Origin of the sequence: Oceanobacillus sp. M65, assembly GCF_052246275.1 — a bacterium.
Classification (GTDB): Bacteria; Bacillota; Bacilli; order Bacillales; family Amphibacillaceae; genus Oceanobacillus_B; species Oceanobacillus_B jordanicus.
The window spans coordinates 636,452-650,264 of record NZ_JBQQCJ010000002.1; the positions used below are offsets into that span (position 1 = coordinate 636,452).

The 13,813-nt window shown below is 38.4% G+C and carries 17 protein-coding genes; all 17 read right to left on the minus strand.

Annotated features, from left to right (window positions below; genetic code table 11):
* Positions 1-4: 4 nt before the first annotated feature.
* The 17 genes from ACTWPF_RS10825 to ACTWPF_RS10905 all read right to left on the minus strand — a co-directional run bounded on the left by ACTWPF_RS10825 (position 5) and on the right by ACTWPF_RS10905 (position 13,806).
* Entirely contained in the window at positions 5-883 is an 879-nt protein-coding gene (locus tag ACTWPF_RS10825; RefSeq protein ID WP_443149149.1) for a MinD/ParA family protein, read from the minus strand.
* On the minus strand, positions 876-2,012 hold the full coding sequence (gene flhF / locus ACTWPF_RS10830; protein WP_443149150.1) for a flagellar biosynthesis protein FlhF: 1,137 nt from the start codon (positions 2,010-2,012) through the stop codon (positions 876-878). The genes ACTWPF_RS10825 and flhF overlap by 8 nt, the downstream gene beginning before the upstream one ends.
* Positions 2,009-4,042, minus strand: a complete 2,034-nt coding sequence (gene flhA, locus ACTWPF_RS10835) for a flagellar biosynthesis protein FlhA (protein WP_106896664.1) — start codon at positions 4,040-4,042, stop codon at positions 2,009-2,011. The genes flhF and flhA overlap by 4 nt, the downstream gene beginning before the upstream one ends.
* Before the next feature lie 19 nt (positions 4,043-4,061).
* Positions 4,062-5,138 (minus strand): flagellar biosynthesis protein FlhB, encoded by a 1,077-nt coding sequence (flhB, locus tag ACTWPF_RS10840; RefSeq protein WP_249226103.1) that lies wholly within the window; start codon positions 5,136-5,138, stop codon positions 4,062-4,064.
* 1 nt (position 5,139) lies between these two features.
* On the minus strand, positions 5,140-5,919 hold the full coding sequence (gene fliR / locus ACTWPF_RS10845) for a flagellar biosynthetic protein FliR (RefSeq protein ID WP_106896662.1): 780 nt from the start codon (positions 5,917-5,919) through the stop codon (positions 5,140-5,142).
* Positions 5,920-5,922: 3 nt separating this feature from the next.
* Positions 5,923-6,192 carry a flagellar biosynthesis protein FliQ gene (gene fliQ, locus ACTWPF_RS10850; protein ID WP_036573055.1) on the minus strand — a complete coding sequence of 90 codons (270 nt, stop codon included), beginning with the start codon at positions 6,190-6,192 and terminating at the stop codon, positions 5,923-5,925.
* Between the two features lie 32 nt (positions 6,193-6,224).
* A complete protein-coding gene (gene fliP / locus ACTWPF_RS10855; protein ID WP_036573056.1) occupies positions 6,225-6,890 on the minus strand; it encodes a flagellar type III secretion system pore protein FliP in 666 nt (221 codons plus the stop codon).
* On the minus strand, positions 6,883-7,545 hold the full coding sequence (locus tag ACTWPF_RS10860) for a flagellar biosynthetic protein FliO (protein ID WP_443149151.1): 663 nt from the start codon (positions 7,543-7,545) through the stop codon (positions 6,883-6,885). The genes fliP and ACTWPF_RS10860 overlap by 8 nt, the downstream gene beginning before the upstream one ends.
* A gap of 12 nt (positions 7,546-7,557) precedes the next feature.
* A complete protein-coding gene (locus ACTWPF_RS10865) occupies positions 7,558-7,920 on the minus strand; it encodes a response regulator (protein ID WP_238019262.1) in 363 nt (120 codons plus the stop codon).
* A 25-nt stretch (positions 7,921-7,945) separates the two neighbouring features.
* A complete protein-coding gene (fliY, locus tag ACTWPF_RS10870) occupies positions 7,946-9,082 on the minus strand; it encodes a flagellar motor switch phosphatase FliY (RefSeq protein ID WP_238019263.1) in 1,137 nt (378 codons plus the stop codon).
* Complete coding sequence (fliM, locus tag ACTWPF_RS10875; RefSeq protein ID WP_106896659.1) at positions 9,072-10,070, minus strand: flagellar motor switch protein FliM; 999 nt, start codon at positions 10,068-10,070, stop codon at positions 9,072-9,074. The genes fliY and fliM overlap by 11 nt, the downstream gene beginning before the upstream one ends.
* Positions 10,071-10,106: 36 nt before the next feature.
* Positions 10,107-10,523, minus strand: a complete 417-nt coding sequence (gene fliL / locus ACTWPF_RS10880; protein ID WP_106896658.1) for a flagellar basal body-associated protein FliL — start codon at positions 10,521-10,523, stop codon at positions 10,107-10,109.
* A complete protein-coding gene (locus ACTWPF_RS10885; RefSeq protein ID WP_106898513.1) occupies positions 10,516-10,737 on the minus strand; it encodes a flagellar FlbD family protein in 222 nt (73 codons plus the stop codon). The genes fliL and ACTWPF_RS10885 overlap by 8 nt, the downstream gene beginning before the upstream one ends.
* 41 nt (positions 10,738-10,778) lie before the next feature.
* Entirely contained in the window at positions 10,779-11,567 is a 789-nt protein-coding gene (gene flgG, locus ACTWPF_RS10890) for a flagellar basal body rod protein FlgG (RefSeq protein WP_106896657.1), read from the minus strand.
* Positions 11,568-11,649: 82 nt separating this feature from the next.
* Positions 11,650-12,024, minus strand: a complete 375-nt coding sequence (locus ACTWPF_RS10895; RefSeq protein ID WP_443149152.1) for a TIGR02530 family flagellar biosynthesis protein — start codon at positions 12,022-12,024, stop codon at positions 11,650-11,652.
* Between the two features lie 24 nt (positions 12,025-12,048).
* Complete coding sequence (gene flgD, locus ACTWPF_RS10900; RefSeq protein ID WP_106896655.1) at positions 12,049-12,510, minus strand: flagellar hook assembly protein FlgD; 462 nt, start codon at positions 12,508-12,510, stop codon at positions 12,049-12,051.
* Between the two features lie 9 nt (positions 12,511-12,519).
* On the minus strand, positions 12,520-13,806 hold the full coding sequence (locus ACTWPF_RS10905; protein WP_443149153.1) for a flagellar hook-length control protein FliK: 1,287 nt from the start codon (positions 13,804-13,806) through the stop codon (positions 12,520-12,522).
* Positions 13,807-13,813: the final 7 nt, after the last annotated feature.

Sequence of the window (13,813 nt, forward strand, 5' to 3'; positions counted from 1 at the left end):
TTCGTTACCTCTCTGTCATCAGTTGTTTTAGTTTTTGTAGGAAAGTCTTACGGCCAGATTGTTGAAAATCGTGCGGTAAATTATCCGTATAATGATAGGCTAGTTGTTTCATAGCCTTACTAACAGGAGCATTTTCATTATATATAGTATAAGGAATCTGCCGAATAACGGCTTGGGATACATGCTTATCATCAGGTAATATGCCCAGTGCATTCAGATTAACCTCAAGAAAACGCCTCACCACTTCACGGAACCGCTGTAAAGCCCGTTCACCTTCTTTTGTACTTGAAGCTCTGTTCATAATAACTTTCATTGGCATGTCCGGGTTGTTGGATACGATATGTTTAATCATGCCATACGCATCTGTAATGGATGTTGGCTCTGGAGTAGTTACAACAATACATTCATCAGAGGCCAAAATAAATGACATGGTATCCTTAGTGGCGCCCGCGCCCATATCGAAAATAATATAATCATAGGAAGAAACTAGCTTATGATACTGTTCAAAAAAATAATCTCTGCTTTCTTTATTAAGTGAAAACAATTCATTCAGCCCTGATCCACCTGCAATGTATCCTAACCCCTTAGGTCCCGCTTCAATGATATCTTCAATTCTTTCATAATTTTGCAAGAGGTTAACAATTGACTTTCTTGCCGGCACTCCCATTAAAATGTCTATATTCCCCATGCCGATATCCAAATCGAATAAAAGGACACGATTTTTCTGACTAACTAACTCTAATGATAAATTGAGTGCTACATTAGACTTGCCTACACCGCCCTTACCACTAATAATAGAAACAGTTTTTGCTTGTTTTAAATCATGCGAAGATTTATCTTGTTTCAGCTTTTTGCGAAGACTTGATGCTTGATCCTCAAACATCTCGCAAACCGTCCACAATATAATCACTAATCAGCGAAGGAGACAATTTTAATAGATCTTCAGGAACGTCCTGTCCATTGGTTGCGTACGCAATTCCAGTCTGTTTGCCAAGTGAAATATTGAGAAAGCTACCATATTGTCTGGTTTCATCAGTCTTTGTGAATACTACTTCTTTGATACCAATCTGAGAAAACTGGTCATAAATGGTAGTAATATCTTCTGCTTTTGCCGTTAGAGCTAGTACGAGATACGTATCCATCTCCCACTCAGGACGAGTGGTTTCCTTTAGCTGTCTTATATACTGTTCATCTCGGAAATTTCTGCCGGCTGTATCAACAAGAATGACATCGTAATTAGCATATTTTTCAAATGCTTGCCTAAAGTCATCTGCTGTATACGCAACTTCCATTGGCACATCTAATATCTTGGCATATGTTCTCAATTGCTCTACAGCTGCAATACGATACGTATCCGAGGTTATAAGCGCAACTTTCTTCTGGTCCTCTAACATACATTTAGCTGCGATTTTAGCGATGGTTGTTGTCTTCCCAACCCCTGTCGGACCTACAAACTGTGCAATTTTCTTTGTATCCTCTATGCCTTTATATGGAAATCCAGAAAGCTCTGTCTTTAAAACCGTCGCTAAGGTGTTAACTATATCACGATAATTTACATTTTCTGGTTCTAGATCGCTTGCCTTATCCATTACTTTATCTACAAGCTGTTTGGCAAGAATTGGCTCTACTTCTTGTGCAATTAAGCCTTCATAAACAAGTCGATAGTTCATTGGATAATGACTGGTTTCATCTGTTGAGTAATGAAGCATTTTTTTTAGTTGCTTTATTTCCTCCAAGACAAGGTTATCAGAGTCTTTTTTAGGACCATCTTGCTTGTTTTCAGTTTTTGTTGTATTGGCTACTTTGTCTTGAATCATCTGGTTATTGCTTGGTCGAATTGGATCTGGATCATGTGCTGCGACCACTTCGATTCTGCTTTTTTTAAAAAGTCCTAAAAAGCCTTTGTGTTTTACCTCTTTGGAATTTAAGATAACAGCTCCTGTACCTAATTCTTTCCTTACCTGCTTCATTGCTTCTGGCATGGTTGCCGCTGTATATTTTTTTACCTTCATTGAATATTCACCACCCCTACGCTTTGTACTTGTACTGTTGGCTCCAATTCATTATAAGATAGCACTACAACCTGTGGAAGGAAACGTTCAACCAGCTGTTTCAAATACATTCTGACAGCTGGAGAGCAAAGTACAATTGCAGTCTCTTCCTGTAACGATAACTTTTCAGCTTCATTGTGCAGGGATTTTACAATTTCTTGTTGGGAATCAGGGTCCAACGCTAAATAATTCCCATGCTCTGTCTGCTGAATGTTTTCCGCTATAAGTTTCTCGACTTTCCCTGAGACAGTCAATACCTTCAACGAAGAATCATCTTCTGCATATTGCTTAGTAATCTGTGGGGATAAAGCTTGTCTTACATATTCCCCTAGTAGTTCCGTATCATTTGTTAATTTTGAGAAGTCTGCTAAGGTTTCAAAGATTACTGGCAAATTTCGTATGGAAATATTTTCTTTTAAAAGTTTTGCCATTACTTTCTGAATGTCTCCAACAGATAAAGGCTCTGGGGTAACTTCCTCTACTAATATTGGATAGCTTTCTTTTAGGTGATCGATTAATTGTTTTGTTTCCTGACGGCCTAGTAAAACATGTGCATGTTTCTTTATCACTTCCGTAATATGGGTGGATACAACAGATGGTGGATCCACAACAGTATAACCGGACAATTCTGCTTCATCTTTCACGTCTTCGTTTATCCATTTAGCAGGAAGACCAAACGCTGGTTCTTTAGTATCGATACCATCGATGTCATCATCTGCTATATCAGGAGACATGGCAAGATAATGATCGAGCAACAACTCCCCTTCTGCCACTTGGTTTCCCTTAATTTTCATCTGATATTCGTTAGGGTTTAGTTGGATGTTATCACGAATGCGAACAACTGGTATAACAATTCCTAATTCGATTGCCAATTGTCGGCGGATCATAATAATTCTGTCCAACAAGTCTCCACCTTGATTCGTATCTGCTAAGGGTATTAAAGCATAACCAAATTCAAATTCAATCGGATCCATATTAAGTAAACTAACCACATTCTCTGAAGTCTTCATAGCACTGCTTTCTGTCTGCACCTCTTCTTCCACTTCATCAACCTCCGGCTCTTCAGCCTGTTTCAATAACAAGTATCCACTTAATGCAAGCACTCCGGCTATGACTGTAGTAAGGAAGAAGTTAATTGGTGTTAAACCAAGCAAGAAGATCGTCCCTGCTGCAATAAATAATAGCTTTGGATATTGTAGTAGCTGACCTGTAACATCACTTCCAAGGTTCCCTGTACCTGCCACACGTGTTACAACTATCCCAGTTGCTGTTGCAATTAATAAGGCGGGTATCTGACTAACAAGCCCATCCCCTACAGTCAATCTCATATATGTATTAATTGCTTCTTGAAACGGCATGTCCATTTGTACCATGCCAATAATGAGGCCAAAAATAATGTTAATGAGAACGATGATTATACCAGCAATAGCATCACCTTTTACAAATTTACTAGCTCCATCCATAGAACCGTGAAAATCTGCCTCATTTTCTACCTTTTCCCGCCTTGCTTTTGCTTGCTGCTCAGAAATCAGTCCAGCATTCAGGTCGGCATCAATACTCATTTGCTTTCCTGGCATTGCATCAAGCGTAAACCTTGCTGCCACTTCTGATACACGTTCTGAGCCTTTAGTGATTACAAGAAACTGAATGATTACAAGTATAATAAATACAACGAAACCTACAAGAGGATTATCACCGATAACAAATGTACCAAATGTTTCTACGACCCCGCCTGCCTCAGCTTCAGAAAGAATTGACCTGGTAGTAGAAACATTTAACCCTAAGCGGAAAAGTGTTAAAAGCAGCAAGAGAGATGGAAATATGGAAAACTGCAATGCTTCCTGTGTGTTCATTGATACAAGTATAACGATTAGTGCAAGGGTTATATTACATAAAATAAAAATACTTAATAGCCATCCCGGTAGTGGAATGACAAGCATTACGATTATTAATATAACACCTAAAAGGACGGATAAATCACGAGCTTTCATTATTGTCTCTCCTCATTGCTTAAGCTTTTTTCTCTAGTTTATATACATACGCCAACACTTCAGCCACTGCTTTGAAGAACTCTTCTGGGATGATATCCCCGATCTCTGCTGCTTTATATAGGGCACGGGCCAGTGGTTTATTCTCTACTGTGGTTACCCCATTTTTCTTAGCAACTTCTTTTATCTTCATTGCAATATCGTCTGAACCCTTTGCGACAATGTACGGTGCGTCTGCTTTGGTCTCATCATACTTAATCGCTATGGCAAAGTGAGTCGGGTTCGTGATGACAACATCTGCGTTAGGGACCTCACTCATCATTCTGCGCGTTGCCATTTGACGTTGTCTTTCTTTTATTTTGGACTTTATTAATGGGTCCCCTTCAATATTTTTGTATTCATCCTTTACATCTTGTTTAGACATCTTCATATTCTTTTCAAAATCGTAACGCTGGTAAGCATAATCGAAAACAGCAAGAAAAAGAAGAGCAATGGTCGCTGATATAGCCATGATAACCGTTACCTGACCAAAGAAGGCTAGCGCACCATCCACCGTTTTAAACGATAGCATCATCATTTCATCTTTATTTATCCAGATCACAAGAAATGTGATGGTGCCGATAAAGACAATTTTTAATAATGATTTCAGCAATTCAACAAGTGCTCGGATGGAGAATATTCTTTTAGCACCTTGAATTGGATCTATTTTCTTCAGATCAAATTTTAAAGGCTCTGTTGTAAACAAGAATCCAATTTGCAAAAAATTAGCCGCCAACCCAGCTATTATCGAGATTACCATAATAGGCGCCAGCATTTTGGCAGCTTCAATCGCTGCACCGGTAAAGACTTGATGAACTGTGTTTTCCGTAACATCCCATTGAATGTATTCCGTAAAAGAATGTGTAAAGAAATCCATCATACTATTCTTTATCGAGCCACCAAAAACAATGAGAATAATAAAGGTAAAAAGCAGCAATATTGCTGTATTAATATCCTGGCTCTTCGCAACCTTCCCTTTCTTTCGCTCATCTTGACGCTTTTTCGGAGTTGCTTTTTCGGTCTTTTCACCTGCAAAAAATTGTAAATCAAGCCTTAGCAAGTTACGCACCCCCGAATAATTGCATCAGTCCCTGCATTGTTTGGAACAGATATGTAAATAATTTTTTAACAAGTACAATATAGAGACTTAGAAAAACGAATAAAGTTAGGAAACTTACAAGTATCTTTAGTGGAAGTCCTACTACAAATACATTTAGTTGCGGGACTGTTCTCGCTATAATACCAAGTGCGACGTCAACTAAGAACAGGCAGCCAACAATTGGTATGGCAATTTGGAAAGCGATCAGAAACATCGTATTAAACGTATCGATAACAAAATCAGCAATAGATTGGTTGCCAAATGGTATAAATGTATCTACAGGAATGAACGAATAACTATTGTAAATTCCGTCTATTAATAAATGATGCCCGTCTACAGCCAATAAAAAGAGTAAGGAAAAGATATAAAAATATTGACCCGTTAATGGACTTTGTGCGCCAGTTTGCGGATCAATAACATTAGCTATTGCAAATCCCATCTGAAAATCTATAAACCCACCAGCGATTTGAACTGCTGAAAGAATGATGTATGCAATTAGACCAATCAATAGTCCAACCAATACTTCTTTTATTAAAAGAAACAAGTACAATTCATCGAAAGTAATATCTGTGGTGCCAATTGTATAAAACATAATAAAAGCTAAAAAGAAACTAAGGCCTATTTTAAATGGTGTTGGTATAGTTCCGTAAGCAAACAGTGGCAACGTGACAAAAAAGGCTAGCACTCGAACAAAGACAAGAATAAAAACTGGCAAGCTATTAACATTAATTAATTCAAGCATGGGTTACCCTACAAACTGATTTAAATTTTGAAATATGTCGGAAGTAAATTTAACCATTTCTGTAAGCATCCATGGTCCAAAAAAAATGAGCCCAACCAATACAGCTACAATTTTCGGAACAAAAGCCAAGGTCTGTTCCTGTATTTGGGTTGTCGCTTGAAAAATACTTACCAGCAAGCCAACAGCAAGCGCTAGTATCAACAATGGGCCTGTGATTAAGAGAATGGTATACACTCCCTTTTCTGCGAGGCCTAATACAAATTCACTGCTCACCAAAATCACCTACTTTTCTTAAAATATCCAACTTAGAAACTATCCAACAGAGAATGTGTAATCATATACCAACCATCAACTAATACGAATAGTAGAATTTTGAATGGCAGGGAGATCATTACAGGTGGCAGCATCATCATCCCCATTGACATAAGGACACTTGCAACAGCCATATCAATAATCAAAAAAGGAACAAAAATCATGAATCCCATTTGAAAGGCAGTCTTCAATTCACTGATCGCAAATGCTGGAACAAGGGTTGTCAGCGGTATCTCCTGAACTGTTTCTGGCTTTTCTAGCTGTGCATAATTCATAAATAAAGCAAGGTCTTTCTGGCGTGTATGCTCTGCCATAAAGTCTTTCATCGGAGCACTCGCTCTATCATAGGCCTCATCAAGGGTTATTTCTTCATCAAATAATGGTTGAAGTGCTTCATCATACACCTCACCAAAAATAGGTGCCATAATAAAAAAGGTTAGAAATAAGGCAATACCAATAAGCACCTGATTTGGTGGCATTTGTTGCGTTGCAAGTGATGTTCTTACAAATGACAAGACTATAATGATTCTAGTGAAACTCGTCATCAATATTAATATACCTGGCGCAAGAGACAAGACTGTTAATAGAAGTAATAGTTTTACAGATGTCGCTACATTCGAAGGATCCGAACTAGAAAACATGTCTACGAATTCATTCATGTCTATCTTCCTTTTGCTTTTGCTGTTGAATCAATTTGTTGCGATTGTTCTTTAGCTTTTTCAATTCACCCGAGAAAAGATCTTTAAAATCTGATCCATCTGATTTCATAGTTGATGTTGTAGACTTTCCTTTTGATTGAAATAGATCTGCAAGAATTCCACCTGTGCCTTGCTGTGCTTCATCCTGCCTTATCAAATCTGCCTTCACATTTGCATCTGTGATTTCCTGTAAAAGTTCAACATTATCGCCCACACCAAGCAGGTAAAAACGATCCCCTAAACGTACAATTTGCACAGATTTATTTTGTCCTACTGATACACCACCAAGGCTTTCAAGAGCTCTTACCTTTGTAAATAACTTGTTTCTCTTATTCAAAAACTTTAAAAGCACATAGATAAGTGCCAATACTAATACTAAAGCAAAGAACATTTTTATAAGATCAAACAGCATGGACCCATTTTCTTCCACTTGCCCCTGTTCTACCTGCTCTTCTTGATTGTTTCCTTCTTGTTCAGTTGGGCTATTTTCTCCCTTCTCTTCTTCATTTAGCCAGTCCGTCACATTAGAAGAACTAGCAGAGACTTCGTTAGATAGAAAAGAAAAGGAGAAAATCGCGATGAAACAGATAACTAGACTTATTTTTTTAATTAACATACTCACTCGTTCCTAATTCAAAGCCTTTTGTATTGCTTCAATAACCCGGTCTGATTGAAATGGCTTAACGATAAAATCTTTCGCTCCTGCTTGGATGGCATCAATTACCATCGCTTGCTGTCCCATTGCAGAGCACATAATTATTTTTGCACTTGGATGCTTTGCTTTAATTTCCTTTAACGCGGTTATGCCATCTTTTTCAGGCATCGTGATATCCATTGTGACTAAATCAGGTTCTAATTCGTTATATTTTTCAACAGCTTGTACACCATCTTGTGCTTCCCCCACTACGTCAAAACCATTTTTAACTAAAATATCTTTAATCATCATTCTCATAAAAGCTGCGTCATCTACAATCAAGATGCGTTGTCCCATTTAAAAATCCCCCTTCAGCAAAATGTTATTTAAGTCTGCGTAACCTATCTGACTGGCTTAGGATATCTGTAACCCGTACACCAAAGTTTTCATCAATTACCACTACTTCTCCTCTAGCAATAAGTTTTTCGTTTACTAGAATATCTACAGGCTCTCCAGCTAATTTATCTAGCTCTATAATAGATCCAGCAGATAAATCCAGAATATCCCGGATCGTTCGTTTCGTTCTTCCTAACTCAACCGTTACTTTTAAAGGAATGTCCATCAACATATCCAAGTTACGATGTTCTGATTTGTTTAATTCTACAGGCTCAAAGTTAGAAAACGCTGCAGGTTGGACGGCACTATGTTGATTTGCGGTATTTCCTAACATGCTTGGATCCTCTTGATGATTTGTCTCATATTGATGTTTCACAGGCTCTTTCGTCTCGGTTTCAAAGCTTCTTTCTAGCTCTTCTACCGTCACAGCGGCTTCTTCCTCAGCTTTTCCATTGAGCAATTCATCCACCAATCCCTTTGCAAAGCTCATCGGCATAAGTTGCATAATATTAGAATCTATTAGATCGCCAACTTTGAGCTCAAAAAAGACCTTTACATAGGCATCTTCTGTAAATCTAGCTTTGGTGTCATCCTCGGGGTCCGCTAATAGTATATTGGGTGGTGAAATATCAACTTTCTTGTTGAAGACTGTTGACATGCTTGTTGCAGCAGCTCCCATCATTTGGTTCATTGCTTCCTGGACAGCGCTCAAATGAATTTCATTTAATTCCTCAGCAGGAGAAGTTCCATCTCCCCCTAACATAATATCAGAAATAATCGCTGCATCTGGTGATTTTAGTACAAATACATTTTTCCCAGTAAAGCCATCAATATAGCTTACTTCAACGCTGACTGGTTCAAAGTTAAACTCTTTTTCTAGATCTGCCTTCTGAATTACAGATACGGTTGGTGTTGTAATATCTACTTTTTGATTTAACAAAGTTGATAGTGTCGTAGCAGAACTCCCGAAGGATATGTTGCCAATCTCTCCTAATGTATCTTCTTCAATTGTAGTTAAAGACTGATGTACAGGTGAAGTGACTTCAGCATCGTCTGCATCATCTTCGCCAATCTTCAATAATGCATCAATTTCATCCTGTGACAGCATTCCATCATTCATCATCTATGTTCACCCCTTTTATTTCTTCCATTACTTGCACTGACAATTTATTTTTTAGCTTGCCAGGCTGTACATAAAATTTTGGCTTATCATTAACTTCCAGTATAAGTGGTTGATCTATTGTTTGATCTAGCCCAATTACATCATTTGGTTTAAGATTAAGAAATTGCTCAATGTTTATGTCTGTAGTCCCCAACAAAGTCTTTGCTTCTACTTTTGCTGTTTCCAAGTTCGTAGACAATTTATTGTATGCTTCATCGTCTCTTTCTTTAGTCGACGTCTGCATCCAATAGTGGACAGATAACTTTGAAATAATGGGCTCAAGCACGATATGTGGAATACAGATGTTAATTAACCCACTCGTATCACCAATAGCTGTGTTTAAAGAGACTACAACTACCGTTTCATTTGGTGAAACCATCTGTAAAAACTGTGGATTCACTTCGAATTCTTCCATTACAGGATCAATTTCTACAATAGAAGCCCACGCTTCTTGCAAGTTTACAATTGCTTTTTCAAATATTTGTGACATTAGTATCGTTTCAATCTCCGTCAAGTTGTCCACTTTATTGGCACTATACCCTTTGCCCCCGAGTATTCTGTCCAGCAACGCATAGGCAATATTTGGGTTAATTTCCATAACGATCCTTCCCTCAAGCGGAGCAACACTATATGTATTAAGTACTGTCATTTTTGGAACTGATCTTATAAATTCTTCGTATGGGATTTGATCTACTGATGCCACATTGATATTCACATATGTCCGCAATTGAGCAGAGAAAAAAGTTGTAAGCATCCGAGCATAGTTTTCGTGGATTCTGGAAATGCTGCGGATCTGATCTTTTGAGAAACGTAGTGCTCGTTTAAAGTCATAAACACGGACTTTTTTTTCTTTATCTTCTTTTTTAAGCTCTTCTGCGTCCATTTCACCTGACGTGATAGCAGACAAGAGGGCATCTATCTCATTTTGCGAAAGAACTTCATCTACCAATTAACTCACCTCCATGTTGGAGTATTACATCTATGTTTACTGCAAAATCTTATTGATTGTATAAACATCGGTAATTTTTCCATCTGTCATAACTTCATTTAACTTTGTTTGGACGGTTTCTTCTAATTCAGATAAACCTGCTTTAAAATCCTCTTCACTCAACACGGCTAACTCTTTAATAAGGATATTTTTAAGCTGGAAATCTCGTTTAGCAATTTCTTCCTTGGCATCTTTACTATCCGTTATAATCTGGAATTGAATCCGTACAAAGCTGCCGTCATCCAGATCTGTTGTTACTTCAGGTGACTCATAGGAATACTCCACAATATCATCGATCGTTTTCGCTTCACCTTCTTTTTCATCATTGAAATTAAGGATAACTAGGAAAGCTACAGCTGCTCCAACAATCAGTATTGCTATGGAGGAAAGCATCACCTTAACTAACTTACTCATTTTTACCATCACCTGCTTTATTTAATGATTGTTGCAAGCCGATTTTCTTATAAAATTCTGTTGCTAGTTCAATTACCGTCTGTTCCCTGTCTTTTACAACAACCTTTTTACCGTTTAACAATGTTATCGTAGTGTCAGGAAATGATTGAATCTGTTCGATCATTAACGCATTAAGCGTAAATGTTTCATTATTTAAACGTCTTAACTCAATCATAAAATGGGCGGGAGTGCCAAGATACGGCACTCCCTACCTCCTTATCGTTTTAGATTTACTAGTTCCTGAAGTATTTCATCCGATGTTGTAATAATACGTGTATTTGCCTGGAATCCACGTTGTGCAGTAATCATCTCTGTAAATTCTTCTGAGAGATCAACGTTCGACATTTCCAGTGAACCACTTACGATGGATGCAGTTCCTTCTGTTTCAGGAGCAACTATACCATTGTACCCAGCATTTTCACTATTAAGGAATAAGTTACTTCCGGACTTTTCTAAACCAGCGGCATTCGAGAAAGATGCAATCGCGATCTGACCAGCTTCTTGAGGGTCGCCCTCTTCATCAATATAGGAAACTGTTCCGTTGCTTTGAACACTGAAGCTTTGTGCAGTATCCGGAATACTTATATTACCGTCCATACCTTGTAGGTAATAACCTTGTGGATTAACAATAGCTCCTTCACTATCTAGGTAAAAGTTTCCTGCTCTTGTGTAAAACGTTTGATTACCATCCTGAACAACAAACATTCCGTCCCCTTCTAAAGCAAAATCCAGTGGACTGTTGGTAGTCTGTCTAAAGCCTTGTGTGTGAATGTTGTCAATTGTTCCAAGCTGTGAACCAAGCCCTACCTGGGACGGGTTAACTCCACCTCGTGTGTCAGTTGCAGCTTGTGCACCGGCTGTCGTTTGGCTCATCATATCCTGAAAGGTTACCCTTCCTTTTTTAAAGCCTGAAGTGTTTACATTGGCAATATTATTTCCAATTACATCTAATTTTGTTTGAAAGTTTTTCATACCTGAAATCCCAGCATACATAGAACGTAACATTTATCATTTCCCCTTTTTGGTTATATCGTTTTACGCTGTATCTATCCTTCAACAGCGGTTTGGCTTCCCAGAAGGGTCCAGCCTATTTATCCATCAGTATTGTTCCATTAATGTTTGTGAAAATTCGACTTGTCGCTTCCTGCCTGTTCATAGCAGTTACAACCGTATTATTTTTTGCACTTACAAGTAGTGCTGCTTGCTCTGTAATGACCAACGAATCTGTTATTCCTTTAGCTTTTGCTTCTTTTACTTTATCGTTTATTTTTTCCCATTGTTTTGTATCAATTTCAATGTTTCTCTCTTGAAGCCGCTCCGAGGCATGCTTACTAATTTTTAAACCTGTCTGTTCTGTAAGAACATCTTTAAAATTAACGTCCGATTTACTACTTGCCTGCCTTACAGGCGTCGCTACATTCAGGGCATGCTGGTGCGGCAATTGATGAATTCGATGATCCATATGCTCACATCCTTTTTTGTGCCATTATGCTTCTTCTTCCACCTCTTCGGTTGGATCACTTACTTGAATAGCAGCATCTGCGTAAATTTTGTCCCCGTTTTTCAGTTCTAAAACAGCCCAACCCTCATGCTGACTCACTGAAACCACTTGACTTGAAATCTCTTCCCCTTTTTCCCCTGTTTCTTCATCTACAGCCCGATAGCTTACTTCCTTTCCAATCATATGACTGTACTTAATGACAGGAGAAATCATTTGACTCTCTACAAGACTATCTATTGAGTTTGCCATATTCATTGTCTGCTCTAGCGAAGAAAATTGGGCCATTTGCGAAATAAACTGCTTGTCATCCATGGGGTTGCTCGGGTCCTGATTCTGTAACTGTGCCATAAGAATCTTTAGAAATTCATCTTTTCCTAAATTTGTGCTCGGTGTTCTTGCACTGCTTTGATTTTTCAAATACAATGACGGGTCTAGGTTAACGGGCATTTTTTCCACCTACACTTTCTCATTCATTAATAATTCGTGAAACTGAGTTGCAAAATCATCTTCCGCATGACTTTCTTCATCCTGCCTAGTATCTCCAGATCGATCTTGTTGTTGATCAGAATGCTGGTTATCCTGTTCCTCTTGGAGGTTTTGGCTTTGTTGAACAGCCATATCCTGTTTCTCAATCACCACTTGGTGTGGAGAGAACATATTACGTAGTTGATGAATATTCCCTTCCATCATCTCTTTTGTTGCCTGAGAAGAAACAAGTATTTTTACCGTCATTTCTCCGTTTATCTGTGTTAATTTCACCATCATGTCTCCAAGATTTTCTGGTCGTAATGAAATGGACAGCTGTGTTGTTCCATTGGATTTAGCAGCAAACTTGCTTGATTGGATTAATTGCTGAAACTGCTCCAGTAATTGTTTATCCGGTGACTTCGTAGATTGGGTAGAATTAACATGGATAACAAGCTGTTCTACCTGGCTCATTGGTCCGCTTATGACAGATGCAGTATTGCTAAGGCCCTCTGTTTTTAAAGTAGGTTGTGCGTGCTGTTGCAATGCGCTTGAAAGCCACTTGGCAATATCACTAGTGGTGACCTTTGAATCAGTGTTGTATTGATGTTTTGTAGCCATCTGATTTCGCTTTTCAAAGGATTGAATTAGATCCTTCCAGACCCCTTGTAAACTAGTACCGTCTTTTTTCATAAGGTTAAGCACCGCGTCCCCACTGTTCGCTGCGCCTGTTTTCTTTTCAAGCGAAGTCCATTGCTGCAACAGTTGTAATAATTTTGGTGCTGCCTTTTCAGCATCTTCTTTAGAAGTTATTTGCGATAAAACAGGAGCTACTTCACTTAACAGCTGAACAAATTCGTTAAATAATGGTGGTAAATTCATCATCTCATCGAGTTTCATTCCAACTTCAAGTTTTTCTTGGTTATTCTCCGATTCCATTAGGATGGTTAGCAGATCCATGAGCTTTTCCTGTTCTTCCTCGGTCAATCGAATTTTCTCTCCGTTGTTTTTCTCTTCACCAGACTGAAATATAAGCGATAAAGCAGGTTGTATAGATTTGGTCAGCGTATCCTGATCAGACGCTGTTGCTAGTTCAGTAGCCTTGTTATTACTATTCTGTTCTGCTAATAGAATCATCTCTTTTAAACCAGTTGCTTCGTTACCATGCTCACCATTTAGCATTGATTGAAATAAATCACTTCTGCTAGAGGTCTTCTCGGAGGCAGCAGGTACTTTTACAGATTGTATTTGCTGAACAAACATTCCGATTGCATTCATTAAGTTT